The sequence below is a fragment of the Mesorhizobium calcicola genome (assembly GCF_042682105.1).
In the GTDB taxonomy this organism is placed as follows: domain Bacteria; phylum Pseudomonadota; class Alphaproteobacteria; order Rhizobiales; family Rhizobiaceae; genus Mesorhizobium; species Mesorhizobium calcicola.
Genome location: NZ_JBHUGY010000001.1, coordinates 56988 through 81031 on the forward strand (window position 1 = coordinate 56988; position 24044 = coordinate 81031).

General features: G+C 63.6%; 22 protein-coding genes and 1 riboswitch. Of the genes, 12 read left to right on the forward strand and 10 right to left on the reverse strand.

The window, feature by feature from the left end:
* Nucleotides 1-95: 95 nt before the first annotated feature.
* The 8 genes from ACFSQT_RS00345 to ACFSQT_RS00380 all read left to right on the forward strand — a co-directional run bounded on the left by ACFSQT_RS00345 (nucleotide 96) and on the right by ACFSQT_RS00380 (nucleotide 8102).
* On the forward strand, nucleotides 96-242 hold the full coding sequence (locus ACFSQT_RS00345) for a hypothetical protein (protein WP_379016464.1): 147 nt from the start codon (nucleotides 96-98) through the stop codon (nucleotides 240-242).
* Nucleotides 226-1224, forward strand: coding sequence for a LacI family DNA-binding transcriptional regulator (locus ACFSQT_RS00350; RefSeq protein WP_379016466.1), 999 nt, complete (start codon nucleotides 226-228; stop codon nucleotides 1222-1224). Before ACFSQT_RS00345 ends, ACFSQT_RS00350 begins: the two co-directional genes overlap by 17 nt.
* Nucleotides 1221-2738, forward strand: a complete 1518-nt coding sequence (locus ACFSQT_RS00355) for a sugar ABC transporter ATP-binding protein (protein ID WP_379016468.1) — start codon at nucleotides 1221-1223, stop codon at nucleotides 2736-2738. The genes ACFSQT_RS00350 and ACFSQT_RS00355 overlap by 4 nt, the downstream gene beginning before the upstream one ends.
* Nucleotides 2738-3787, forward strand: coding sequence for an ABC transporter permease (locus ACFSQT_RS00360; RefSeq protein ID WP_379016470.1), 1050 nt, complete (start codon nucleotides 2738-2740; stop codon nucleotides 3785-3787). The genes ACFSQT_RS00355 and ACFSQT_RS00360 overlap by 1 nt, the downstream gene beginning before the upstream one ends.
* Nucleotides 3788-3852: 65 nt before the next feature.
* Nucleotides 3853-4836 (forward strand): substrate-binding domain-containing protein, encoded by a 984-nt coding sequence (locus ACFSQT_RS00365; RefSeq protein WP_379016471.1) that lies wholly within the window; start codon nucleotides 3853-3855, stop codon nucleotides 4834-4836.
* A 238-nt stretch (nucleotides 4837-5074) separates the two neighbouring features.
* A riboswitch (cobalamin riboswitch) is annotated at nucleotides 5075-5281 on the forward strand.
* Between the two features lie 24 nt (nucleotides 5282-5305).
* Nucleotides 5306-5779 carry a DUF1636 family protein gene (locus ACFSQT_RS00370; protein WP_379016473.1) on the forward strand — a complete coding sequence of 158 codons (474 nt, stop codon included), beginning with the start codon at nucleotides 5306-5308 and terminating at the stop codon, nucleotides 5777-5779.
* A gap of 35 nt (nucleotides 5780-5814) precedes the next feature.
* A complete protein-coding gene (locus tag ACFSQT_RS00375; RefSeq protein WP_379016474.1) occupies nucleotides 5815-6984 on the forward strand; it encodes an ATP-binding cassette domain-containing protein in 1170 nt (389 codons plus the stop codon).
* Nucleotides 6985-7055: 71 nt separating this feature from the next.
* Entirely contained in the window at nucleotides 7056-8102 is a 1047-nt protein-coding gene (locus tag ACFSQT_RS00380; RefSeq protein WP_379016475.1) for a FecCD family ABC transporter permease, read from the forward strand.
* 186 nt (nucleotides 8103-8288) lie between these two features.
* Here ACFSQT_RS00380 and ACFSQT_RS00385 read toward each other — a convergent pair whose 3' ends face one another.
* Genes ACFSQT_RS00385 through ACFSQT_RS00410 form a run of 6 tightly spaced genes read right to left on the reverse strand, consistent with a single transcriptional unit; the run spans nucleotide 8289 to nucleotide 14087 of the window.
* Nucleotides 8289-9224 carry a phosphatidate cytidylyltransferase gene (locus tag ACFSQT_RS00385; protein WP_379016476.1) on the reverse strand — a complete coding sequence of 312 codons (936 nt, stop codon included), beginning with the start codon at nucleotides 9222-9224 and terminating at the stop codon, nucleotides 8289-8291.
* Nucleotides 9224-9886, reverse strand: coding sequence for a lysophospholipid acyltransferase family protein (locus ACFSQT_RS00390; RefSeq protein ID WP_379016477.1), 663 nt, complete (start codon nucleotides 9884-9886; stop codon nucleotides 9224-9226). The genes ACFSQT_RS00385 and ACFSQT_RS00390 overlap by 1 nt, the downstream gene beginning before the upstream one ends.
* The gene (locus ACFSQT_RS00395; protein WP_379016478.1) at nucleotides 9883-10326 is read right to left on the reverse strand and encodes a hypothetical protein; all 444 of its coding nucleotides are present in this window, start codon (nucleotides 10324-10326) and stop codon (nucleotides 9883-9885) included. The genes ACFSQT_RS00390 and ACFSQT_RS00395 overlap by 4 nt, the downstream gene beginning before the upstream one ends.
* Nucleotides 10323-11648, reverse strand: a complete 1326-nt coding sequence (locus tag ACFSQT_RS00400; RefSeq protein ID WP_379016535.1) for a phosphatase PAP2/dual specificity phosphatase family protein — start codon at nucleotides 11646-11648, stop codon at nucleotides 10323-10325. The genes ACFSQT_RS00395 and ACFSQT_RS00400 overlap by 4 nt, the downstream gene beginning before the upstream one ends.
* A 5-nt stretch (nucleotides 11649-11653) precedes the next feature.
* Nucleotides 11654-13438 carry a bifunctional alpha/beta hydrolase/class I SAM-dependent methyltransferase gene (locus tag ACFSQT_RS00405; RefSeq protein ID WP_379016537.1) on the reverse strand — a complete coding sequence of 595 codons (1785 nt, stop codon included), beginning with the start codon at nucleotides 13436-13438 and terminating at the stop codon, nucleotides 11654-11656.
* Nucleotides 13439-13478: 40 nt separating this feature from the next.
* The gene (locus ACFSQT_RS00410; RefSeq protein ID WP_379016479.1) at nucleotides 13479-14087 is read right to left on the reverse strand and encodes a CDP-alcohol phosphatidyltransferase family protein; all 609 of its coding nucleotides are present in this window, start codon (nucleotides 14085-14087) and stop codon (nucleotides 13479-13481) included.
* A 259-nt stretch (nucleotides 14088-14346) separates the two neighbouring features.
* Here ACFSQT_RS00410 and ACFSQT_RS00415 point away from each other — a divergent pair, with 259 nt between their 5' ends.
* From ACFSQT_RS00415 to ACFSQT_RS00425, 3 genes are all read left to right on the forward strand, one after another.
* The gene (locus ACFSQT_RS00415) at nucleotides 14347-14826 is read left to right on the forward strand and encodes a MarR family winged helix-turn-helix transcriptional regulator (protein WP_379016539.1); all 480 of its coding nucleotides are present in this window, start codon (nucleotides 14347-14349) and stop codon (nucleotides 14824-14826) included.
* Nucleotides 14823-16004 carry an HlyD family secretion protein gene (locus tag ACFSQT_RS00420; RefSeq protein WP_379016480.1) on the forward strand — a complete coding sequence of 394 codons (1182 nt, stop codon included), beginning with the start codon at nucleotides 14823-14825 and terminating at the stop codon, nucleotides 16002-16004. The genes ACFSQT_RS00415 and ACFSQT_RS00420 overlap by 4 nt, the downstream gene beginning before the upstream one ends.
* A 311-nt stretch (nucleotides 16005-16315) precedes the next feature.
* Nucleotides 16316-17848: a DHA2 family efflux MFS transporter permease subunit gene (locus tag ACFSQT_RS00425; protein ID WP_379016481.1), complete on the forward strand. Its 1533-nt coding sequence runs from the start codon at nucleotides 16316-16318 to the stop codon at nucleotides 17846-17848.
* Between the two features lie 67 nt (nucleotides 17849-17915).
* Here the strand turns inward: ACFSQT_RS00425 and ACFSQT_RS00430 are convergent, their stop codons facing one another.
* Both ACFSQT_RS00430 and ACFSQT_RS00435 read right to left on the reverse strand, forming a co-directional pair.
* Nucleotides 17916-18428 (reverse strand): CAP domain-containing protein, encoded by a 513-nt coding sequence (locus ACFSQT_RS00430; RefSeq protein WP_379016483.1) that lies wholly within the window; start codon nucleotides 18426-18428, stop codon nucleotides 17916-17918.
* Between the two features lie 217 nt (nucleotides 18429-18645).
* Nucleotides 18646-19869, reverse strand: coding sequence for a TadE/TadG family type IV pilus assembly protein (locus ACFSQT_RS00435; RefSeq protein WP_379016484.1), 1224 nt, complete (start codon nucleotides 19867-19869; stop codon nucleotides 18646-18648).
* 323 nt (nucleotides 19870-20192) lie between these two features.
* On the opposite strand from ACFSQT_RS00435, the gene ACFSQT_RS00440 reads away from it, so the two are divergent.
* Nucleotides 20193-21017: a DUF2189 domain-containing protein gene (locus tag ACFSQT_RS00440; protein ID WP_379016485.1), complete on the forward strand. Its 825-nt coding sequence runs from the start codon at nucleotides 20193-20195 to the stop codon at nucleotides 21015-21017.
* A gap of 10 nt (nucleotides 21018-21027) precedes the next feature.
* Here ACFSQT_RS00440 and ACFSQT_RS00445 read toward each other — a convergent pair whose 3' ends face one another.
* A complete protein-coding gene (locus ACFSQT_RS00445) occupies nucleotides 21028-21660 on the reverse strand; it encodes a LysE family translocator (protein ID WP_379016486.1) in 633 nt (210 codons plus the stop codon).
* Between the two features lie 117 nt (nucleotides 21661-21777).
* Nucleotides 21778-23763: a TadE/TadG family type IV pilus assembly protein gene (locus ACFSQT_RS00450; protein ID WP_379016488.1), complete on the reverse strand. Its 1986-nt coding sequence runs from the start codon at nucleotides 23761-23763 to the stop codon at nucleotides 21778-21780.
* Nucleotides 23764-24044 lie beyond the last annotated feature (281 nt).

Below are 24044 nucleotides of genomic sequence, written 5' to 3' on the forward strand. Positions count from 1 at the left end.
TTTGATCGAAATTGCGCTGAGCGCAAATCGGAACGAAGGCAGTTGGCGGATCCAGCAAGGTGGCCATCTTTCATAAGCGACGATATTTGGCGGAGATGGCCATCGAAGCGATTGCGCAAACGTTTCGATGGCACTATGGTTTCCCAAAATCCGCCGAGACCAATGAGAGCGGACTGGAACGCATCATCAGGGAGGAGCGCTTGCCAGCACTCCGTTTGAGTCACCATGCCGACAATGGCTGAGGTCGCGCGCCGCGCCGGCGTGTCGGTTTCGACCGTTTCGCATGTTATAAACCACACCCGCTTTGTCTCGCCGCAGAAGGCAAAGCTCATCAATGATGCGATCGCCGCCATGGGCTATCAGCCCAACGAGCTGGCGCGGTCGTTGAAAGTGGCCTCGACCAACAGCGTGGGCCTGGCGATCTCGGCGATCTCCAACCCCTATTTCACCGACATTATCTGCGCGGTGGAGGCTGAATGCGCGCGCCTTGGCCTCATGGTCTTCCTCTCTGACACGCAGGAGGATCCCGACCGCGAGCTTTCGGTGGTGCGCGCCTTCCATCAGCGGCGGGTCGACGGCGTCATCCTGGCGCCGTCGGGCGCGCCGCAGCGGGCCATTGACTATCTGGCGGAGAAGAAGCTGCCCTGCGTGCTCATCGACCGCTTCGCCGACGACCGCTTCGACCAGATCGGCGTCGAGAACCAGTCGTCGATGCGCGCGCTGATCGATCACGTCGCCTCCTTCGGCCACAAACGCATCGGCTACATCGCCGGCCAGCCGGATCTGGCGACGACGCGCGAACGCATCGACGCTTTTCGCCTGTCGCTGGCAGCCAATGGACTTGAGTGCCTGCCGCACTATGTCTCGCCGGACAACGTCGACACGGCGAGCGCAACGGCATCGACCCACGCCATCCTGTCATTGCCTTCGCCGCCTACGGCATTGGTCACCGGCAACAACATGACGACGATCGGAGCAGTGCGGGCGATCCGCGAACGAGGCCTTTCGATACCGGCGGACCTTTCGCTTGCCGGCTTCGACGATTTCGAATGGGCAGACTGCTTCGAGCCGCGCCTGACGCTTGTCGCGCAGCCCTGTACCGAGATCGGACGACAGGCGGCTGCCTTGCTCTGCGCCCGCATCGCATCCACCGGTTTGGAGCCGCAGGCGGTGCGGCTGCGGGCCACGCTGCAGGTCCGTCAATCCTGCGCGAGGCCGGCATGAGTGCGCCGCTGCTGTCGGTCACCGGCGCGGTCAAGCGCTTTGGCGGCGTCCAGGCGCTGCGTCGTGTCGATTTCGACCTCAATCCCGGCGAGATCCACGCGCTGCTCGGTGAAAACGGCGCTGGCAAGTCGACCCTCATGAACCTGTTGTCGGGTGTCTATGCGCCAGACGAGGGCACCATCCAGATCGACGGCAAGCCAGTGCGCTTCAACAACCCGCGTGAAGCGCAGGCGGCCGGCATCGCCACCATTTTCCAGGAGCTCGACCTGGTGCCGACGCTCGACGTGGCGGCCAACCTCTTCCTCGGCCGCGAACTGATGCGGCCGGGCGGCTTCCTCGACGTGCCGGCGATGCGCAGCGAGGCCCGCAAGCGGCTCGAAGCCATAGAGCTTGCCATCGATCCCGCCAGCATGGTGGCGAACCTGTCGATCGGCCAGCGCCAGGTCGTGGCGATCGTCAAGGCGCTGTCCTACGCCTCGCGCGTGCTGATCATGGACGAGCCGACGGCGGCACTGACGGTGGGCGAGGTCGAAAGGCTGTTCGACATCATGCGCAAGCTCGCCGCCAGCGGCGTCGGCATCGTCTATATCTCGCATCGCCTGGAAGAGGTGCCGCAGATCGCCGACCGGGTTACGGTGATGCGCGACGGTCGCGTCGCCGGCGTCACCGAGCCGCATGCTCCGCAGGCGAAGCTGGTGCGCCTTCTGGTCGGGCGACCGCTGAATGAGCTTTATCCCGAACGCACCAGGGAGGCTGGCAAGACGCTGCTCAGCCTGCGCAATGCGAGCTTCAGGCTCGCCCATGAAAGCGCTGGATGGCAGCCGCCGACAGGCATCTCACTCGACGTCAAGGCGGGTGAGATCGTCGGGCTGGCCGGCATCATGGGGGCAGGGCGTACCGAGCTCTTGAGCGCGCTCTACGGGACCGGCCTTGCAGGTCGCTGGGAGGGTGATGTCGCGGTCGACGGCCGCCAGGTGAAGCTCGATTCGATCAAGGCCGCACGCGACGCCGGCATCGCCTTCGTCACCGACGATCGGCGCGGCAGCGGCCTGATGCTGAGGATGGCGGTGAGCCTCAATCTTGTCATGTCGGTGATCCGGCGCATCTCACCCTTCGGGCTGATGTCGGCGCGCCGGCAGGCGGACGCGGTGAAGCAGTCCTTCGGCCAGTTCGATATCAGGCCGAAAAACCCCGACATCGCGGTCGGCGCGCTTTCGGGCGGCAATCAGCAAAAGGTGGTGCTCGCCAAGGAGATCCTCGGCAATCCCCGGCTGCTGCTGCTCGACGAACCGACGCGCGGCGTCGATGTCGGCGCCAAGGGTGAGATCTACACGCGGCTGCGGCAACTGGCGGCTCAGGGCCTCGGCATTCTGGTCGCTTCCAGCGAGATGCCGGAGCTGATCGGCCTGTGCGACCGCATCGTGGTGCTGCGCCAAGGGCGCAACGTGGCGGAATTCATCGGCGGCGTCGACGAGCACACAGTGCTTAACGCGGCAAATGGCAGGGAGGCCTGATGTCTGAGCAGAAGATTTCGGAGGCAAGCGGCCTGGTGGCCGCAGCACGGGTGCATCGCGATCCGCTAGCCTTGGTGGTGCGCTTCCAGAGCTTGATCGGCCTCGTCGTCGTGGCGATCGGCGGCGTCATCTTCTCGCCGCGCCGGCATGGCGAAATCCTGTTCCTCAACCCCGACAACATCGCCAATATCGTTCGCGCCGTGTCTGAGACCGGCATCATCGCCATTGGCATGACCTTCGTCATCATCACCGCCGGCATCGACCTTTCTGTCGGCGCGGTGCTCGGGCTCTCCAGCGTCGTCACCGCATCGATGATGATCTCGGGCGGCTTCGGGCTCATCCCCACCATCCTTGCGGTGCTCGTCATGGGCATCGCCTTCGGCGTCATCCAGGGCACCATATCCAGCCGCTTCCGGCTCGAGCCGTTCATCGTGACGCTCGCTGGCCTGCAGGCGGCGCGCGGACTGGCGCTGGTCGTGTCGGGCAATCAGTACATCAACATTTCCTATGGCGACGGACCGGGGCTGGCGCCACCGGTGTTCGCGGTGCTGGGTGAGCGGCTGTTCAACAACACCGTGCCTGTGGCGACGATCGTGTTCATCGTCTTTGCCGCGATCGCCACGATCGTGCTCAACACGACGCGTTTCGGCCGCTATGTCTTTGCCGTCGGCGGCAACGAGCGCGCGGCGCGTATTTCCGGCGTGCCGGTGTCGATGGTCAAGATATCGGTCTACGCCATCACCGGCTTTGCCGCCGCACTTGCCGGCATAGTGCATGCTGGCCAGTTCAATTTTGGCAGTGCCAATGACGGCATGGGCTACGAGCTTACCGCGATTGCCGCCGTGGTCATCGGCGGCACCAGCCTGTTCGGTGGCGCCGGCTCGATGGTCGGCACCGTCGCCGGCACCATTATGCTCGGCGCGCTCGCCAACATCCTTCAGCTCAACAACATCACCCCCGCCATGCAGCTGCTCGCGACTGCCGCGATCATCGTGCTGGCGGCAGTGCTTCAATCCCTCGTTCGCCGCCGTGAGGGTTTGGGTCGTTAGGAGGTTGGCGGCAGCAAGTGGAAGTCAACCAAGGTCTGGCTCCGGCCCGACGAGGAGGAGAGAGTATGAAAACCACAAGACAAAGGCGTGCCCTCAGGGCCGCGCTTCTGGCAGGCGCTGGCCTGTGCATCGCGGGAGCCGCCCAGGCTGCCGACCCGATGGTCAAGGCCTGCGCCAAGGACGGCCAGTTCATCATCGGCTTTTCGCAAGCCAACAATGCCGAACCCTATCGCCAGCACGTCAATGACGAGTTGACCGCGGCGGCCAAGGAAGTGCCGGGCTTCACGCTGCAGATCGCCGACGGCGCCGGCAACGTCAACACGCAGACCTCGCAGGTCGACAATTTCATCACCCAGAAGGTCGATCTGCTGCTGATCTCGCCCTTCGAGGCGGCACCGCTGACGCCGGCGGTCAAACGCGCCATGGATGCCGGCATTCCGGTCATCGAACTCGATCGCAAGACGGTCGGCGATCCCGGCAAGGACTACACCGCTTTCATCGGCGGCGACAATTACAAGATCGCGCTCGAGGCGGGTAAATATACTGCCAAGACCCTGCTGCCCGATGGTGGCGAAGCAGCCGTACTCGAAGGACTGCCAAGCTCTACGCCCGCAGTCGAACGGCTGAACGGCTTCAAGGATGGCGTCAAGGAGAATGCCAAGATCCAGGTCGTCGCCGAGCAGGCCGCCGACTGGGTGCCGGACAAAGCCCAGACCGCCTTTTCGGCTATGCTGCAGGCGCACCCCGACATCAAGGTGCTTTATGCCTCGAACGACATGATGGCGGCCGGCGCGCTGCTAGCCGCCAAGGGCGCCGGCAAGGACGTCAAGATCATCGGCACAGATGGCTTGCCAGGCCCGGCCGGTGGCATCGAGGCGGTGGCGAAAGGCGACTGGGCGGCGACCTTCACCTATCCAACTGGCGCCAAGGAAGCGATCGAGATGTCGAAGAAGATTCTGCTCGATTGTGCGACCTCGGTGGATTCGACGGTCACAGTCGACACCACCGCGATCACGCCCGAGAACGCCAAACAGCTCTCCGGCAAGTAAGCTCAGATTGTCCGATCCAGGGCGGGGTTCCAGACCCCGCCCTGCGCGCGTTCGCAACCCTCACCGGCAAGTCGAAATGATCACGACAGACAGCGACATGATGTATCTCTCTAAGAGTTCTGTTATTACATAACAAGAGGGCGTTGCATATGCGCGTTTTCTGACGAGGCCGCCGGCTCCTGCTTCGACGGTAGCAGGTCTGGTCGAAAAAGAATCGTTGCGACCCGATCGACGGAAATCTACGGTGGCCGGTGATGGTCCCCAAGCTGAAAGGCAAGGGGTGAAAAGGGAACACGGTGAGGCCTGTTCGGGTCGAAGCCGTGGCTGCCCCCGCAACTGTAAGCGGCGAGCAAAATCCACAAATGCCACTGGCCGGCAAGGCTGGGAAGGCAGGATGGCGCAACGACCCGCGAGCCAGGAGACCTGCCATCAGCATGAGTTAACCGGACGGGGTGTGCCGGGAGGAGACATGGACATCGGTCTTGTCGGCCGATTCGCCAGCTTCCTTCCGTCGCCAGTTTTGGAAAGTGACGGAAAGTTGGACGGCGACACCGATCGTATTCACCGCATCATTGTCTGCACGCTTTGCCGCGACGTTCCGACAGGGATCAGGTCGGGTGAAAGCCTGTGCGCCGATTTGCGTTCCCGGCTCTCGGCCCACCATGAACCCGCGGCGGCGCATGGCTTCACTGTCGAGGGCGTGGCTTGCATGGCCGGCTGCGCGCGGCCCTTGACGGTGGCCTTCCAGGCATCGGGCAAGGCCGCCTATCTCTTCGGCTCTATCGATGCGCAGGCCGATGTCGGCGATCTCGTGCGATTTGCCAGACTCCATGCTTCGCTCGCCGATGGCTGGTGCAATTCGGGACAGCGTCCGGCGGGCTTGGCCGGCAAGACGCTGGCGCGCATCCCGGGTCCGGGCGATCCGGCGGGCAACTGCCGATAACAGCGCCGGTTCTCGAAGCGCGTGACCTGAGCGCCGTGGCGAATGGCCGAGATCTGGTCCATGAGGTCAGCCTCTCGGTGGCCGTGGGTGATCGCCTTGCCATCATCGGTCCCAACGGCGCCGGCAAGACGACGCTGCTGCGCATGCTGTCGGGCATGCTGCGGCCAAGTTCCGGGGAGGTGAAGCTTGGCGGGCGCCGGCTGGAGAGGATTTCGGCCGCCGAGCGGGCGCTGCATATCGCCGTGGTCGGTCAGACCGACCAGCCCGATCCGCGGCTGGCGGTGATCGACTATGTCGAGCTTGGCCGGGTTCCGCACGCCGGCCGCAGGCGCAGGAGCGACGAACGCGATATTGTCGTCGACGCACTGCGCAGGACCGGTCTGCTGCCGCTGCTTGGGCGAACCATCGGTTCGTTGTCGGGAGGTGAGCGCCAGCGTGCCCAGCTGGCGCGCGCCATCGCGCAGGAGCCGAGGATCCTGTTCCTCGACGAGCCGACCAATCATCTCGACCCGCGCGCTCGCGGCGAACTGCTCGAACTCGTGGCCGGCTTCGGCATGACCGTGATCGCGGTGCTGCACGATCTTGCCCTGGTGGCACCCTTCGCCACCAGGGTCGCGGTGATGAACAATGCCCGCCTGCAAGCGTTCGCCGCGCCGCGCGAAGCGCTGACCCAACAGCTGATCCACCAGATTTTCGGCGTCGACGTCTTTCGTTTGCGCCATCCGACCGAAGACCGCGAATTGACGGTGTTCGAGGTTCCGAACCGCGCCGCGCCGCCATCCTGGAAGACTGAGCTCGCAGACATCACCGTCAAGGTCGGCGACCGCAAGGGCACGCGGGTGTTCCTCTATGATTCCGGCGAGGACAAGCCGTTCACCGCGGGCAGGTTCGCCATTCCGAGCGCCATGATATCAGCCGCCGGCGGCGACAACATCATGGCCGACATGGACACCAGCTGGGGCAATACGGATTGGGAAACCGTGGCGTCGCGCAATCCGCAATTCCTCATCCTGCTCGATTACCAGGACGGCGGCGGCTACAAGAAACTGCTCGACTTCCTGATAGCGCATCCGGCCATGAAAGAAACGGACGCCGTCAAGAACGAGCGTTTCGTCGCCCTGCGCTATGCCGAGCTGACGCCTGGACCCGCCAACATCGAAGCCATCGACAAGATCGCCAAGGCGATGCATCCGGAAGCGTTTTGACGCATGTCGCCCAAAAGTGCGCAGCGGTTTTGGGGCAACGACCTGCATGAAAAGGTCCTGAAGTGCGTCGCATGAGTCCAGATGAATGCGACGCACTTCCAGGCTTGCGACATAAGACATTCGCACTGGCCATGATGCTGGGAGCGGCGGCGATCGCCGCTCTCGCCTTGCTGTCGATCGCCTATGGCTCGACGCTGATCCCGTTGACGGACGTCGTTGCTGCGCTCGGCCATGCGATTGGGCTCGGCGGGCACGACGTGTCCGGGCCGGTCGGCAAGATCGTCGTCGATCTGCGGCTGCCGCGCACGATCCTGGCCATCTGTGTCGGTGCCGGCCTGGGCATTGTCGGTGCGCTGCTGCAGACGGTAACCCGCAACGACCTTGCCGATCCATTCCTGTTCGGCCTGTCGTCGGGAGCCGCTGCCGGCGCGGTGTCCGTCATCACCGTCTTCGGCGACAGTTTTGGTATCTGGACGCTGCCGGTCGCGGCCTTCACCGGCGGCATACTGGCTGCGGGCGTCGTCCTGCTGTTGGTCGCGCGGGTGAGGGGGCAAGGCCCGGAGCGGCTGATCCTCGCCGGCCTTGCCGTCTCGTTCATGTTTACCGCCTTGACCAACTATCTGGTCTTTGCCGGCGACCAGCGCGCTGCCCATTCGGTGCTGTTCTGGACGATGGGCGGTCTTGGCTTGGCGCGCTGGGACAATGTCTGGCTCGGCGCGCTGGGTGCCGGAACCATTCTGGCCTATGCGCTGTGGAACCACCGCCGGCTCGATGCTTTCCTGGCCGGCGAAAATGCGGCCGAAAGCCTTGGCGTGCCGGTGGCGCGGATGCGCACGATGACCTTTCTCGTCGCCGCGTTCTCGACGGCGGTCCTGGTCTCGGTCGCCGGCGTCATCGGCTTCGTCGGGCTGATGATCCCGCATCTGTCGCAGCCGCTCTCCGGTCCGCTGCATCTGCGCCTGGTTGCCAGCTGCGCTGTCTTCGGCGCGGTGCTGTTATTGGCAAGCGACCTTCTCGCGCGAACCTTGCTGCCGCCGCAGGAATTGCCGATCGGTATCATCACCAGCTCGGTCGGCGCGTTCTTCGTCGTCACCATGCTCGTCCGCAACCGGCTCTGATCGGGGTCAGCCTAGTCGTAGTGGGCAAGAGTTCGCCGGTTCGGAGCTTGTTTCGAAAGTCACTCTGGCGAGCCATATGATGGTGGTTTCGAGAACCGGAGCGGAGCGGACATTTGGGTCCGTGAGCACCGGAAGCGCAGAAACCACCATCAGATGGCCGCCGGAGTAGAGTTTCCAAACAGGCTCTCAGACCGTCCAGAAATAGCGCACAATGTGAAAGAAGACCGGGGCAGCGAAGACCAGGCTGTCGGTGCGGTCCATCATGCCGCCATGGCCTTCGATCAGATGGCCCCAATCCTTGACGCCCTGGTCGCGCTTGATGGCCGAGGCGACCAGCCCGCCCAGAAAACCCATTGAGCAGGCGACAAAGGCCACGGCCGCCGCCTGCAGCGGCGAGAACGGCGTCACGAACGACAACAGCGCACCGAGCAGGCTCGCCGACACCAGTCCGCCGATCAGGCCTTCCCAGGTTTTCGATGGCGAGACGTTCGGCGAAAATCGGTGTTTTCCAAACAGCTTGCCGAAGATGTACTGCAGCACGTCGCTGCCTTGCACGACGATGATCAGGAAGGCGATCAGCAACAGGGTGCGGCCTTCAAAGCCCGGTACATTGAGTGTCAGCAGCGCCGGAACATGGCTGACGCAATAGACCGAAATCATCACCGCCCATTGCTGCGCGGCGATACGCTCGAGGAAGCGCTCGGTGTCGCCATGCAGCGCGGTGATGGCCGGCATCAGCAGGAAGCAGTAGACCGGAATGAAGATGACGAAGAGCCCGTACCAGGCAGTCCACACCAGCCAGTATTGAAACGGGATGATGATGCCGAACATGCCAAGCAGCACCCAATGGTCGCTGCGGCGAGTGTGTGTCAGCGTCACGAATTCGCGCAGGGCCGCAAACGAAATCAGCGCGAACAGGATGGTCATGCCGTAGCGGCCGAAGAAGAAGGCGACCGTCATCAGTGCCACCATCACCCACCAGGCGTTGATGCGCTGGGTGAGATTGACCAGCGTTGAACTGAGCGGCTTTGGCGCCCGCGCCGAAAGTATGGCGGCGACGATGCTGGCGGTCGTCAGCACGGCCAGCAGGCCGACGATCAGAATGGAGATCTCGTGGCGCATCAATCGTCTCGCTCGGGGCGCGGGTTGAGCACCAGAAGCGTGGCGTGGGCGCGCTCGAGAAAGGCGCGGCGTTCTTCGCCCGGGGCCACCGCCACCGGCGCGCCGAAAACGACGCGACACAGCAGCGGCACCGGCAGGAACTGGCCCTTGGGCAGCACGCGCGACATGTTCTCGATCCAGCACGGGATCAGCTCGACCTCAGGCCGCGCCATCGACAGATTGTAGAGCCCGGAGCGGAAGGCCAGCAGCGGCTCCTCGGTCATGTTGCGGGTGCCCTCGGGAAACAGGATCAGCGAGTGGCCCTGGTCGAGAACCGACAGCATGATCTCGATCGGGTTTTCCTCCGGCCTGGTCCATTGCCGGTTGATGAGCACCGACGACAGCATGTCCTCGGCGATGAAGCGGCGCAGCCACGACTTTCCCCAGTATTCGCCGGCAGCAACCGCGTGGGTGATCGCGCGCTCCTTTTCGCTCAGGCAGGCCGATAGCAGGATGAAGTCGCCATGGCTGGTGTGATTGGCGAAATAGATGCGCTGCCGGTCGGACGGCAGGCTGCCATTCCAGATCGGACGCACCCCGGTCACCACCCAGGCCAGCGCCGAAAGACCGACGGAGGTTACTGTCTGCAGCAAGGTGAAGGTCTTGAGCGAAAGCTTGTTCATCGCGGCGCCCAAAACCCCGCCGTCAGCAACGCAGCGGCAAACAAAGCGAGCGCGGCGCGCTGCTTGAACAACAAGCGGCTTGTACCGGCCATGCGGTCCTGGAGCGAGCGTGTCGTGGAGGGGGACGACTTCAGGCGCATGCGCGCCAATATGTCATCCACAGCGGCACCACCGGAAGCCTCGTCATCGTAGCTGGCCATCAAGCGGAACAAAAACGCATCGAACGCCAGAAGCGCCGATAGCGCCAACACGGCAGCCGCGCCTGCGGCTGAAACTGACAATGCGGTGCTCGCACGCAAGGTCTCGAAGGCGCCGCGTCCAGACGCAGCCAGCGGCGCCAGAACAGTGGCGGCCACCACAACCGCGGCTGGCCATGCGGCCTGCTTCATCAGCATGCGGGCGAAGCGATCGGCGCTTTCCTGGTAGGCATTGTCGGTCATGACGCCGCCCGCTCCGTGACCTCGGCAAGATGGGCAGGCCGCCCGGTGGCCATCAGCATCTCGCGCGCAAGCGTCGGCGTCCTGGCTCTGCCGGTGGCCACCAGCCATTCGGCGACAACGCCGGCGCTGCGCTGGAAGCCGAGCGCGCAGCAGACCAGCACCGTAGCGTTGCGGCGCGCGCTCTCCAGCGCGCTGGCTGCCTCTTGCAGTGTCGTCGCTGGCGGCGGCAACAGATCGATCATCGGAAAGCTGATCCAGCGGCAATCCGTTCCCGCCGGCTTTTCAAGTTCGGCGGCAAGATCGATGACCGTGCCGAAGCCGGTGGCTTCGCTTGCTGAGGGAAAACGGCCGAGAAAGACGCCGTCGCTGACGGCCACGAGCGGCGGGAGCTTGCGCGTCCACATCGCGACATTGACCCTGGCGGCCAGCCGGTAGGGCCAAAGCAGGACGTGGCTTGCCAGGGACACATGGCCTTCCGCGCTCTTCTGGAACACCTTTGCACCGGCCCCGGCATAGGCGAAGGCGACGATGGCCAGCGCGAGCGCCGGCCATAGCAGGATGAGTGCTGTGGCGAAAAAGAAGCAGCCGAGCGCGGCGCCGGCCAGCGCAAGGGCGGCGCCCAGCGCATAGAACAGCGCCAGCCGGCGCGCTTTCGCATCGCTGGTCAGCCGGGCGCCTGAAAACGGCAACTCGCCTTTGCGCGGAAACAGCCACAGGGCGAAGAACCCGAGCAGCGCGCCGGTCGGGATGTCGATGAAATGATGTTGCCAGGTCGTCAGAACCGAAGCGCCGATCAGAAAGCACCAGCCATGCCAGAGCGGCAGCAGGAGGCCGCCGAGCCGGTGGCGCCAGTGGTCCCAGATGATCACCAAAAGGGCGATGTGCAGCGAGGGAGCCTGGTTGAACGGCTTGTCGAAACCGCCAAGCACGGCAAACAGGAAGCCCGGCAGGCCAGTCGTTGCAGGCTGCACGAACGTCAGTGTCAGCGGGAACAGGATGAAACAGGCGACGGCGACGATCTGCGCGGTGAGATAGCGCCCGGCCAGGCGGTCGACCCCTTGCCTGTTGTCGTTGAGCAGCAGCGACAGCCCGTAGAACAGGTTGATCGACCAGTAAGGCACGATGGTCCAGGCGAGGAAGGGGATGCTGTGCTCCCAGGAGAACACGATGCTGCCGACGTCGTCGCGCCGCGACGCCAGCCAGTTGGCGAAGCCGTAGCTGAGGTAGAATAACGGTGCCAGGAAGGCCAGCCAAAGGGCTGCCCTGACGACCACCCGGCCATAGGGCTCAGTGCGCAGAGTGGGTGCAGACGATGACACCATCCTGTTCAGCGGCGCCGTGCGACCGAGACGGTGAAGATGCCCCATTGGTCGATGCGCTGGTCGAGCTTCTCGAAACCGGCGGCTTCGACGAGCTGGTCCATCTCGCCTTGCGTGCGCCGGCGCATCACCCAGGCCTGGCCGCCGCGATGCGAGGTCAGGCTGCGGGCGATCATCTCGAGCTGCGGGTGCCAGGGCTGGTTGGTGTAGAGCAACAGGCTGCCCGATTGCATGGCGCGGGCAAGCCCACCGAGCGAGCGGGCGATCATGGCGTTGTCGGAGAACAACTCGTAGAGCCCGGAAACGATGGCGAGGTCGGGCGCCGGATCGATCGAGGCGAGCATGTCGGCATCGAAAGCGTCGGCGCGCTGGAACGAGACGCTGGCCGGCAATTGCCGCTCGGCGATCAGCTTGCGGCCAAGCTGGACATTGAGGTCGGAATAGTCCTGCAGGCGCACGCTCGCCCGCTGGTCGGGGCTCTTCGCGATGGCATCGAGAACATAGCGGCCATGGCCGGCGGCGATGTCGAGAATGTGCGCTGGCCGGCCAGCGGCCTTGAGTGTCGCCAGGCACGAGCGGATCAGCTCTTCGAGATGCAGCTTGCGCTGGCGGATGCCGCGCCAGCCGATGGCTTCCAGGAAGATACGGTCGACGAAGCGGCCAAGCGGTGTAAAACCCCGCGCGTCGTTCTCGTAGACGTAATCCAGCGTCGAGCCGGAATCGAAGCCGGTGGTAATGCCCGCCTTCATGCCCGACGAGACCCAGGCGCCCATGCGGATGGAGGCACGGCTGAATGCCCAGTAAAGGCACTTGGGCGACAAAAGGTCGAGCGGCGAGCCAAGCCTGTCGGCCTCGTCGCGCGTGTAGCCGGCGATATCCGCCTGCTTCAGGTCGACCGGCGCATCCGGTGAGGCGAACTGCTTTGCCAGGAACGGCCGGATCAGGTCGAGGGCCTGCGCCCGGTCGCGCTCGCCCAGCGTGTCATGGAAGAACCCCGGCAACACATGGCGTTCCTTGGTACGGCTGCCGAGATTGACGAAAAACGCGTGCTGCGGGCCGTGGCGCACCACCCAGTCGCTGCCCGAAAGCAGAAGCTGCGTCGGCACGGTGATGGCGCGGGCGTCCGCAACGATGCGCGCCGCGTGCTGGTAGAGCTCGACCAGGATGTTGGAGGCGATCGGTCGCGTGATCAGCGGATCGCTCTCGAAGGAGGCGATGCGCACGGGATCATGGGTCAGGAACTTCGCCTTGACGTAGGAATTGACGAAGAAGCGGCCCTTGACCTTCTGCCAGAACGCGATGCCTTCCTTGGCGAAGGGCACGTAGAGCTTGACCGAGAAGGCCGGAGAGGCCAGCACCATGGCACGCAGCTTGGGCGCATAGTCATGCACCCAGGCCGCAGTGAGCACGGCGCCGAAGGATTGCGCGATCAGCGCAATATCCTGCGTGGCGAAGCCGTCCCTGGCGGCGATCTCGCGCATGAAGCAGTCGATGTCGCGCACCAGGGCCGAGAAGGAAGGGGCATAGCCGCGCTCGCCGGACGAGCGGCCATTGCCGCGGGCATCCCAGGCATAGAAGGCGTGGTCCGGCATCCGCAGTTCGTCGACGAGATGGGCCATGCGGCCGCCATGCTCGTGGCCGCGGTGGAAGAGCACCACCGCGCCCTTGGCATTGGCGGAAGCTGCCGGCCAGAACCGGTAGAAGATCTCCGTCCCGTCATGGCTGCGGAAAACACGCTCTTGCGCTTGTCGCTCAAGGCTTTCCGCAGCCGTGGCGGCGATCGGTTCGTGCATCATGGTCTTTCCCTCTGGCGTCATCGCGAAGCCTCGATGCTTAGCTGGCGCTGCCATTAAGGCCGGCGCGTATCCGGTTTATGGCGGTCAACAGCGAAAGCGTTGCCATGGCCGGAAACACAAGCGGCGCGATGGACTGCGGCCAGAGCCCGGTGGCGCACAGCACGGCGACCACGCCCAGCGCCAGCGCCCTGTCGCTCTTGCCGAACGGCCCGGCATAGTTTCGCCCGATCCCGGCGGCGATGCCGAGCACGCCCGCGAACTCGGTCAGCACGGCGGTGAGGGCGAAGGCGATGACACCCCATGGATTGAATTGTGCGAAGGCGGCGAACGGCAAGATCAGTGCAGGGTCCGAAACGACGTCGCAAAATTCGTTCAGATACATGCCGAGCGTCGAGGCCTGCCCGTGTTCCCGCGCCAGCATGCCATCCACGGCATTCAGCGCCATGCGCACGAACATCACTACGGGAATGAGCAGCAGCAGCGAACGCCGTTCATGCAGGATCGCGATGGCCGTTCCGGCCGCGATCGACATCACGGCCGCCAGGATGGTTATGCTGTTTGCGGTAACGCCTGATGCCGCCAGCCGATTGACCAGCGGCCGTAGTCTTCCCTGGAAAGCCGGCTTGAGAGCGTAAAGCGTCGGCATTTCGTTGATCCCCCGATCCTGTCCTGCGGCTGTACATCAATCTGTCATACTCGACCAGCGCCTTGGTCGCCCGAAGCGGCGCCTCGCCCATGCGCGCACCTGATGCGCTGCATGTGGTCATGCCGACTGGCGTGGCCACCGGCCAGACGTTCACCAATCGCTAACCATGATTGCGAAGCACGGCTGTCATGCACATTTGCCTGCTTCTGGTGCAACGCGGCATCTTGAATAGTAAGCACGCTTATTATATATGCCGCTCATGGTTTCCGACGGCATAGACAGATTGGGCTTCTTGATCCACGACGTGCAGCGCCTGATGCGCAAGCGCTTCGAGGCGAGAGCCAGCGGCTTGGGACTTTCTTCGGCGCAATGGCGGCTTCTGGTCCGCGTTGCCAAGGAAGATGGTGTCGCGCAGGCGCGGCTGGCCGAACTGCTCGAAATCGAGCCGATCAGCGTTTCGCGCCTGGTCGACCGCATGGAGGAGGGTGGCTGGATCGAGCGCCGTTCCGACGCCGCCGATCGCCGCGTCCGCATGATCTTCCTGACGCCCAAGGCGAGCGACGCCTACGCCGTGATCAAGAGCATTGCCGGCGAAGTCTATGAGGATTCGCTGGTCGGCGTGAAGCCGGAAGCCCGTCGCGTCCTCATCGAGGGGCTTGAGGCGATGGTCCGGAACCTGACTGACGACGAGACGCCGTCCGTTGAAAAAGTGAAGAATACAGAAGGCACAGCAGCATGAACGCGGTAGCCAAGATAGACGAGAAGGTGACCGAACTGGAAATGGAAGCGCCGGCGCAGCCGGCCGCGGCCCCGGCGGCGGTTGCTCCCCCGGTGCAGCCGGCCCCGGCGCCGGTGAAGAAAAAGCGCCAGCTCGGCCGCTCCCTGCTGATGTTTGCGCTGCCTGCGGCGCTGGCTGTCGGTGGTGGTTACGTCTGGGTCACTGGCGGCCGCTACCAGGAGACGGAAAACGCCAATCTGCAACAGGCCAAGGTGTCGATCGCATCCGACACGGCGGGCCGCATCGTTAAGGTCGACATCAGCGACAACCAGCTGGTCAAGCAGGGCGACTTGCTGTTTGCCATCGACCCCGAGCCCTACAGGATCGCACTGGCCCAGGCCGACGCGGCGGTGGCAGGCGCGCGTCTCAATGTCGAGCAGCTGCGCGCGGCTTATGGCCAGTCGATGGCTCAGCAAAAGTCCGATGCCAGTGAGGTCGACTTCGCCCAGTCGCAGTTCGACCGTGCCGCCGACCTTGCCCAGAAGGGCATCAACGCCAAGTCGTCGCTCGACCAGGCCAAGAACGATCTCGACAAGGCCAAGCAGCAGCTGGCCGTTGCCGAGCAAGGCATCATCAGCGCTAAGGCAGCACTTGGCGGCAATCCCGACATCGAGACCGACAAGCACCCGACCGTGATGGCCGCGCTCGCCGCGCGCGACAAGGCGGCCTACGACCTGGCGCAGACCACGGTCAAGGCGCCGGCCGACGGCGTCGTCAGCCAGGCTTCGTCGTTCAAGGTCGGTCAGTATGTCGGTTCCGGCACGCCGCTGTTTTCGCTGGTCGAGACCGGCGACACGTGGATCGAGGCCAATTTCAAGGAAACCCAGCTCACCCACATGAAGCCGGGTCAGAAGGCCGAGATCGTGGTCGATACCTATCCGGGGCGCACCTTCGAGGCGACGGTCAAGGCGATCGGCGCCGGCACGGGAGCCGAGTTCTCGCTGCTGCCGGCACAGAATGCCACGGGCAACTGGGTCAAGGTCACGCAGCGCATTCCGGTGCGCCTGGAACTAACCGATGCCGACGCCAAGATGGCGTTGCGCACCGGTATGAGCGCGAGCGTTACCGTCGACACCGGCGTCGCCCGCGGGTTTCCCGCCATTTTCGGTCATGCCACAGCTGGCGAGGCGGAGAAGTAAAGTCGACAGAAGCCCACGGGGACCAAGTGGGCGCAAGCGAGTAGCAGGGATTGGTCTGATGGGAGGGGTGAGAAGGATCAGCGTTTGGGCCGAGCCGCATCGCGACTTGACCGAGATCTGAAATCTTCGACACGGACCCGTCGGTCCTCATGTTTCCGGGCGGCAGGCATCCGCTCATCAGAGACTTTCGGTCGATGTAACCCCCACATCGATAAATCGCGTCCCACCGCGATGAGGGTCTCTCAACGGAAGGCTCTGCCGCCCGGAAACCCGTTGTACACGTTTTTGTTACCTGCTGGAAGTTCTACGCCATGAGCACGCCCGAACCGTTCAAAGAAGTGCCGCATCGTGGCCTGATCACGGTCGCGCTCATGCTGGCGACAGTCATGCAGGCGCTCGACACGACGATCGCCAACGTCGCGCTGCCGACGATGACCGGCGATCTCGGCGCTTCCCCGGACAACATCAACTGGGTGCTGACCTCCTACATCGTTGCCGCCGCCATCATGACGCCGGTCACCGGTTGGCTGGCTGACCGCTTCGGCCGCAAGGAACTGTTCCTGACGACGGTGGTCGGCTTCACCGTGTTCTCGATGCTGTGCGGCATCGCGTGGAGCCTGGAGAGCATAGTCTTCTTCCGGCTGATGCAAGGCGTGTTCGGCGCCGCGATCGTGCCGTTGTCTCAGACCTTCCTGCTCGACATCAATCCCAGGGAACGCCACGGCCAGGCGATGGCCATCTGGGGCGCCGGCATCATGCTGGGGCCAATTCTGGGCCCGACGCTCGGTGGCTGGCTGACCGAGAATTTCAACTGGCGCTGGGTGTTCTTCATCAACTTGCCAGTCGGCATCGTTGCCTTCCTCGGCATGGCCGCCTATTTGCCGGCCGTTGCCCGGCGTGTGCGCAGTTTCGATTTCTTCGGCTTCGCCATGATATCGCTCGGCGTCGGCGCGCTGCAGCTGCTGCTCGATCGCGGCGGCGAGGTCGACTGGTTTTCCTCGATCGAGATCTGGATCGAGCTCGGTCTTTCGCTGACCGGCTTCTGGGTGTTCATCATCCACACGATGACGGCGGAACATCCCTTCATCGATCCCAAGATATTCCTCGACCGCAATTTCGTGACCGGCCTGGCATTCATCTTCGTCATGGGTGTGCTCATCCTGGCGAGCATGTCGCTGCTGCCGCCAATGCTGTCGACCATCTTCGGCTATCCGACCATCACCATCGGCATTGTCATAGGACCACGTGGTGTCGGCACCATGATTTCGATGCTCGTCGTCGGGCGGCTCATGAGCAAGATCGACGCCAGGATCCTCGTCGTCATCGGCTTTCTCCTCACCGCGCAATCGCTCTACACCATGTCCAGCTTCACGCCGCAGATGGACAACTGGCTGATCATCAGCTCTGGCGTCATCCAGGGCCTGGGAATGGGAATGGTGTTCGTGCCGCTGTCGACCGTGGCCTTCGCCACGCTCGATGTGCGCTTCCGCACCGATGCCACGGCTTTGTTCAGCCTGGTGCGCAATCTTGGCTCGTCGATCGGTGTATCGGTGGTGACGGTTCTGCTGGTGCGCAACACGCAGGTCAATCACACCGAGCTTTCCGCCTTCATCAATCCGTTCAACCCCAATCTGTGGGCGGTCTCGCCGGCGGCCGCAAGCGGCGACCCGATGGCCCTTTCGCAGGTGGATCGCTTGGTCAACATGCAGGCGATGATGATCTCTTACGTCAATGACTTCAAAATGCTCATGGTGATGACGCTGATTGCCATCCCGTTTGTTTTCCTGCTGCGCAAGCCAAAGCAGGCGCCCGCCGGTGGCGCACCAGCCGCGCATATGGATTGAGGTGTTGTCCGACCCTTGCCTGATGGGAAAATTCAAGGCGACGACCAAATAGGCCGCGAGCAGAACTTTATTTCCCGAGTACAAGGCTCCAGTAGCGCAGAGCGTCGTCGCTGCCGTCGCGCACATAGGCGAGGCCAAAGCGGGTGAAGCGCGGGTCGAGCATGTTGCGCCGGTGGCCGGGCGAATGCACCCAGATATCGAACAGCTTCTGCAGGTCGAAACGGCCTTCGGCGATGTTCTCGGCAGCCGCTCCCGCAATGCCATTGCCCTTGACGCGCGAGGCGAAATCCTTGCCCCAGCCGGTGGTGTGGCTCATGCGACGGCGCTGCGCCATGTAGCCGGCCTGCTGCAGGGCGGCCTGCTCGAGCTGCGGGTCGGCAACCAGCGGCGCGAGCCCCGCCGAGGCGCGAATGCTGGCCAGCGTGCCGGTGGCGGAGGAGGAGACGCCGGCGCCTTCGCCTGTCGGCAGCACCCTGGTGGCGCAAGCGGCCAGCCCAGCCAGCGCGACGAGGCCGGCAGCCTTGAGCAGCACGCGCCTGTTCAAATTTGCTTGTTGATTCTCGATTTTTGCAACGCTCATGCCCGCCTGACATAGTCGCGATCATGGCTTTTGCCGGGCAAGGCGATGCCGCGGATATGCAATCGACGCCTTTTTCCTGCGTGCCGCGGCCTCGATCATGCTGGCGTCAAACCGATCGGCCACTGTTTTCACAGCCGATGTGTCGATCGAGACGGGCCGGCACGCTCAACACCGCCGGCGCCGCCGAGACGTCAGGTCAAACGTTGGGAGGCGTCTCTCATTTCACCAGAGTGATCATCCGGTCGGCATACATTGCGCGATTTCCAAGCGCCGCCGCGCAGTCCGACTTGACGGATGAGTTTCCGGTCATCTGCACGGTCATGCCGACAAGCCTGAGACAGTCGCCCTGGCCGCTCATGTCAGAGTTGCCGGCGTAGGAAATGGGCGCGTCGGGCGCGTAGATGAAACCGCTGAGCGAGGAATTTGCACCGCCATTCAGCGTCAAGGCAGACGTATTCCCGTGATCCTGAAAAATGGTGATGCCGGCATACGTGCCGCTGGTGGGCGGGGATAGGTTCACATTCTCATTGGCATTTATGTAGATCTGCGAGCTTTCCATGAGGAATATGGTCACGCCCTGGCCAGTCAGGCTGCCGTTCCCCCCGGGCTTGATGGTGGTGCCGCGCATGATGTAGACGCCCGGATCAAGCGTGATATTTCCCGACAATGTCTTGTCGCAATAAGTGCCGGGCGACAGCGTGTAGGTTTTGCCGTTCGGGACCTGCAAACACATTGTGTAGGGGGGAGGAATGACGTCGGCCAGTGGATCAAAAGACGCGTATTGATGTTCGTGCGGCGTTCCGCACGTGAGACTGGCGCTGGGTGGCAAAAGTCCGCTGGTGCCGCCAACAGTTGAGACGCAGCCTGCAGAAACCAGTGCGGAGCCGCCCCTGTTGACGGAATCGGGCGCGTCCGAGTTCGCCGCGATCACGCAATTGTCCATCGAGATATTGGTCGAGCCCTGCAGGTTCACTGCAGCGGACGCGTGTGGATCGAGCGCCAGCACGCAGGCCTGCGCGCCAGGTTTTATCTTGACCGAGGCCGTGCGGTAGGCGTGCCAGGGGGCCGAGTCGCCGATGAAGCTCGGGCGGGTTATGCTGGATGACAGCGAGATAAAGTAGGCGCTTGGGCTGCCGCTGGCCGTTGCCGTGAAAGCGGAGACGCTGCCCGAATATTCCTGCTGGTCGGCCGCGCTCATATTGGCGGCGAAGAATTGCAGCCCAAGCTGCTGAACATCGCCAGCCGCCATCGCCGGAGAGAACTTCGTGCCGATGGCCAGCCCCGCCGCGTCCAGGGAGTTCTGTAGTTGCACGGCGTCATGGCTGGTGCCGACCAGATCGATGGCACCGGCCACGCCAATCATCATCGGCAGCATCGCCACGGCGGTCGCGATGGCAAAGTTGCCGCGCTCCGAAGAGCAGAAGCCTTTCAATGCGAACATCGCCCCTCGCCAAAACCCGTAAAGCCCCAGTGATACGCCAGGGGTCTCAACGCGCCATTTCAGGAAATACTAAAATGCGTAATGCTAAAATGCAGCACAATGGGTGACCAGAACGAAAGCCTGCCAAGGCACGGCCATGTGAGAGGCGACCCACATGAGAGGCGACTGGGAGAACTGGGAGGGATGAGCACAACGAGGAGCTGCTTCAAGCTATTGACGCGGCGACAATCCCTGGCAAATCGGCTATGGTGCTGCATCTACTAGTGGCAGCTGCGGGCGGCCACCCAGGCGGTGGGCCGCCTCCGACACACGGGAGGAAGGTGATGGCCGGCTTTCATGTCATGGCGGACGCACGCGGAATGCATGTGCAGCCCACGGTGCGTCGCATCACCACGGCGGATCTCAGGGATGCGCTGCGCCTCGGCGCCGAGGATTTCTGGGCAAAACCATCGCACTACGTGTTCCTGTGCCTGATCTATCCCATTGTCGGCCTGATCCTGACGCGATGGACGTCTGGCGCCAACGCCATCCAGCTCATCTATCCCCTGATGTCGGGTTTCGCACTCGTCGGCCCGTTTGCCGCCATCGGCCTCTACGAGATCAGCCGCCGGCGCGAGCTCGGCATGAACACCTCCTGGCGGCATGCCCTCGACGTGCGCCGCTCGCCGGCGATTCCGTCGATCGTGGTGATCGGTATCATGCTGGTGGCGCTGTTCCTGTTGTGGCTCTACACCGCGCAGTCGATCTACACTGCTCTGTTCGGCGACAAGCCGCCGGCATCGATCGGCGGCTTTGTCCGCGAAGTGCTGACCACCGGCAAGGGCTGGACGCTGATCGTCGCCGGCAACGCCGCCGGTTTCGTCTTCGCCGCGGTTGTGCTCGCCACCACGGTGGTTGCCTTTCCACTGCTGCTCGACCGCGATGTCGGCGCCGTTTCGGCCATCGAGACCTCGGCGCGCGCGGTGATGGCAAACCCGCTGCAGATGGCACTGTGGGGGCTGACGGTCGCCGTGTTGCTGGTGATCGGCTCGATCCCGCTGTTTGCCGGGCTCGCCGTGGTCATGCCGGTGCTCGGCCATGCCACCTGGCATCTCTACCGCAAGGTGGTCGAGCCGGAGCGCGCGCAGCAAATCCGGCGGCCGATGTAAGGATCCGCGCTCAGCGCTGTGCGTCGGTCGCCATCTTCAGCGCGAGCGCCGTCAGCACGGTCCCCATCATCCAGCGCTGGATGACCAGCCATAGGGGTCGGCCGGCGAGGAAGGCGGCTATCGAGCCCGCCGTCACCGCGATGACGGCATTGACGCTGAGGCTGATCGATATCTGTGTCGCGCCGAGCACCAGAAGCTGCGACAGGACATGGCCCTTGCCGGGACTGATGAACTGCGGCAGCAGCGACAGATAGAGCACGGCCACCTTCGGATTGAGCAGATTGGTCATCAGGCCCATGGCGAACAGCTTGCGCGGCCGGTCCCTCGGCAGGTCACGCACTTGGAAGGGCGAGCGCCCACCCGGCTTCACCGCTTGCCAGGCGAGCCACAAGAGATAGAGTACGCCGGCAAAGCGCAGCGCGTCATAGGCATAGGGCACGGCGAGCAGCAGCGCGGTGATGCCGAACGCCGCTGCCAGCACATAGAAGAGAAAGCCGAGCGCGACGCCACCAAGCGAGATCAGCCCGGCCTTTGGCCCTTGCGACAGCGAACGCGAGATCAGGTAGATCATGTTCGGGCCTGGCGTCAGCACCATGCCGAGGCAGACCAGCGCGAAGGCGAGATGGTTGGCGGTTTCGGGCATATGTTCGTTCCCCATGCGCCGCGAGTGGACGCGATCCCGCGAGCTGCCGACATGTGCCTGTCCCGGCAGGCGCGCGCAAGGGCATGGCGACGCCAGCCATTGCGCCAGTGCCTTCGGTCAGCCGACGACGCGCAGATTCGACAGTTCGTTGCCGATTTCCTTGAAATCGTTCGACAAGGTGGCGCCGGTCGCATTCCAGAACAGTTTGGCCGGCTTGCTCGCGTCCGTCGGATCCTTGCGAAAGCGCGAGTTCGACGAGCATGATTTCAGCGCCGCGATCGCCGCCTGATCGCCGGTGTTGGTCGTGGACAGGTCGAGCGCCACCGTCATCACCATGATGTTGGCTGCCTTGGCGTTGTTGCAAAGCGTCGCCATTTGCTCGTTGAGCGCGCTCGTGTAGTTGCCGTTCGAATAGTCGAACTGGCCAATGGCGTTCGATGTGCCCAGAAACAGGCGGCCGACCGAAGTGCCGTTGTAGCCGGGCTGGAGATAGCCATAGGACGCATAGGTCGATTTCGAGTCGGCAGGGTCGGAATAGCTCAGCGACGAAGGCGTGTAGTAGGTGTTGGCGCCGTCGGTCAGCACGATCAGGACCTTGTCGTTGCCCCTCTCTGCTTCCGGGCGACCTTGCGTGAACGGCTCGCTGCTCGAAACCACCCGCCAGCCCCAGGCCATGCCCTCGGGAACATTGGTGCCGCCATTCGGCTGCATCAGGTCGATCGCGGCCTTGACCGCAGTGAGCCCTGCATCGACGCTGACATCGGTCAGTGGCGTGATTGGGGTGGTGGTGCAACTGTAGTTCGGGCCATTGCCGGCCGGCAATGCCGGCGCATTGATCGGCCGCGGCTGGAAATATTTGGCCATGTTGCGCAGCCGGGATTGGCCGGTGCTGCTCGTCGGGTCGTCATTCCACCAGCTGTTCACGGCACCATAGGTTGTCGGCATGGCCTCATCGGGATCCTGGGTGAGCTTCCAATGATTGCCGGGTTCGTCCGGGGCGAACATCGGCACGAACATCGTTGCCGGATCGCCGACCCCTATGCCGGTGTTCGCCGAGCCGCCGGACGGCGTAGCGTCGTTGACATTGTAGGGATAGGGCCGGGCCTCGACGCAGCCTTGCCAACTGGCGAACGGACCATAGGAATCGATGTAGTCATACTCGTCATGGCTGCGTTTGCAGGTGCTGTTCGAGTTGTACTCGTCGCAAACCACGCGCTTGCTGCTGACGACGCGCTCGTGGTTGGTGACGACCTTCATGTCGCGGTAGAGCGAAAACCGCGTCAGCATCTGGCCTTCCTCGGCACCCCATCCGAAGCCGCGCTTGTACCAGATGCCGTTGGTCTGCTGGGCGTATTTGTCGGCCGTGCTCAGCGTCGACCAGTCGAAGTTCTCGTTCGATACCGGCGAAAGGCCTTCGGTGTCCATCCAGGACGCGTTGCCGTTGCCGGGGCCGACATTGACCGATGCGGCAAACGGCACGAGGCCGAACTGCACCGGCTTGTCGATCTGCTTGATCATTGCCGCTTGCTGGGCGAGCGTGTCGACCAGCTGTTTGGCCGCACTCTTGAGAAGATCGATGCGCTTTTGCCCGGAGCCCGTGCCGGTCTTGGTCATCGATCCGGAATTGTCGAGCACCAGGGCAACTTCCAGAGTGTTCTTCAGCCGCACTTCCGAGGTGACGTTGAAGCTTAGCTTCTGGTTCGCGTCGGTTTCGGATTTGCCGATGAGTTGGCCGAAGACAGGGTAGAAATAGGGATTGTAGTCAAGCCGTGCGCTCATCTTGAGCAGGCCGCCGCCGCTGGCGTTGCTTGGCAAGGTGACGCTAAGCGTCGCGTTGGCGGGATTGACGTCGTTGAGGTTGGCGTTGAAGAAGTTGAGCGCATAGGCTCTCAGCTGGTCGTCGGTCGCGCCTTCCGTCAGTCGGCGCGCCGTGGCGAAGTTGGCGGCGTCGAGCGCATTCGCCACCGCCTGCTTTTCACGATTCATCTCGGTGAAGTCGACCGCCATCGCCAGGCCGCCCATCAGCGGAATCATCGCAACGACCGTCATAAGAGCATAGTTGCCGCGTTTATCGCGGCGGAACCGGCGCCAAAGTTCATGCATGTCTTGCAGCGGCCCCCGCCGGCGAATTCTGGATCAAACGCCAACTTTCCACAAAACGCTGAAGGACGGGTTTGGGAAACCGCTCGATTGCTTGGTCAGCACTTCACCAACCGCTAACCAATCCGGCGACCTCGTTCATCATCCTCGCCGGCCGGTGGGACATCTCGCATCGAGAAAGTGCCGCTCAACCGACGATACGCAGCGGCCCGGGCGAAAGCTGGTGACAGGTCGGAGCGGTTCGGTTAATTCCGAACCGGCTGCGGCGAACCGTCGGCCGCGGC

What these genes read in the sequence shown, in the direction of transcription:
- ACFSQT_RS00345 (WP_379016464.1), top strand. Translation starts at nt 96, where the DNA reads ATGGCCATCGAAGCGATTGCGCAAACGTTTCGATGGCACTATGGTTTC.
- ACFSQT_RS00350 (WP_379016466.1), top strand. Translation starts at nt 226, where the DNA reads ATGCCGACAATGGCTGAGGTCGCGCGCCGCGCCGGCGTGTCGGTTTCG.
- ACFSQT_RS00355 (WP_379016468.1), top strand. Translation starts at nt 1,221, where the DNA reads ATGAGTGCGCCGCTGCTGTCGGTCACCGGCGCGGTCAAGCGCTTTGGC.
- ACFSQT_RS00360 (WP_379016470.1), top strand. Translation starts at nt 2,738, where the DNA reads ATGTCTGAGCAGAAGATTTCGGAGGCAAGCGGCCTGGTGGCCGCAGCA.
- ACFSQT_RS00365 (WP_379016471.1), top strand. Translation starts at nt 3,853, where the DNA reads ATGAAAACCACAAGACAAAGGCGTGCCCTCAGGGCCGCGCTTCTGGCA.
- ACFSQT_RS00370 (WP_379016473.1), top strand. Translation starts at nt 5,306, where the DNA reads ATGGACATCGGTCTTGTCGGCCGATTCGCCAGCTTCCTTCCGTCGCCA.
- ACFSQT_RS00380 (WP_379016475.1), top strand. Translation starts at nt 7,056, where the DNA reads ATGAGTCCAGATGAATGCGACGCACTTCCAGGCTTGCGACATAAGACA.
- ACFSQT_RS00385 (WP_379016476.1), bottom strand. Translation starts at nt 9,224, where the DNA reads ATGCGCCACGAGATCTCCATTCTGATCGTCGGCCTGCTGGCCGTGCTG.
- ACFSQT_RS00390 (WP_379016477.1), bottom strand. Translation starts at nt 9,886, where the DNA reads ATGAACAAGCTTTCGCTCAAGACCTTCACCTTGCTGCAGACAGTAACC.
- ACFSQT_RS00395 (WP_379016478.1), bottom strand. Translation starts at nt 10,326, where the DNA reads ATGACCGACAATGCCTACCAGGAAAGCGCCGATCGCTTCGCCCGCATG.
- ACFSQT_RS00400 (WP_379016535.1), bottom strand. Translation starts at nt 11,648, where the DNA reads ATGGTGTCATCGTCTGCACCCACTCTGCGCACTGAGCCCTATGGCCGG.
- ACFSQT_RS00405 (WP_379016537.1), bottom strand. Translation starts at nt 13,438, where the DNA reads ATGCACGAACCGATCGCCGCCACGGCTGCGGAAAGCCTTGAGCGACAA.
- ACFSQT_RS00410 (WP_379016479.1), bottom strand. Translation starts at nt 14,087, where the DNA reads ATGCCGACGCTTTACGCTCTCAAGCCGGCTTTCCAGGGAAGACTACGG.
- ACFSQT_RS00415 (WP_379016539.1), top strand. Translation starts at nt 14,347, where the DNA reads ATGGTTTCCGACGGCATAGACAGATTGGGCTTCTTGATCCACGACGTG.
- ACFSQT_RS00420 (WP_379016480.1), top strand. Translation starts at nt 14,823, where the DNA reads ATGAACGCGGTAGCCAAGATAGACGAGAAGGTGACCGAACTGGAAATG.
- ACFSQT_RS00425 (WP_379016481.1), top strand. Translation starts at nt 16,316, where the DNA reads ATGAGCACGCCCGAACCGTTCAAAGAAGTGCCGCATCGTGGCCTGATC.
- ACFSQT_RS00430 (WP_379016483.1), bottom strand. Translation starts at nt 18,428, where the DNA reads ATGAGCGTTGCAAAAATCGAGAATCAACAAGCAAATTTGAACAGGCGC.
- ACFSQT_RS00435 (WP_379016484.1), bottom strand. Translation starts at nt 19,869, where the DNA reads ATGTTCGCATTGAAAGGCTTCTGCTCTTCGGAGCGCGGCAACTTTGCC.
- ACFSQT_RS00440 (WP_379016485.1), top strand. Translation starts at nt 20,193, where the DNA reads ATGGCCGGCTTTCATGTCATGGCGGACGCACGCGGAATGCATGTGCAG.
- ACFSQT_RS00445 (WP_379016486.1), bottom strand. Translation starts at nt 21,660, where the DNA reads ATGCCCGAAACCGCCAACCATCTCGCCTTCGCGCTGGTCTGCCTCGGC.
- ACFSQT_RS00450 (WP_379016488.1), bottom strand. Translation starts at nt 23,763, where the DNA reads ATGCATGAACTTTGGCGCCGGTTCCGCCGCGATAAACGCGGCAACTAT.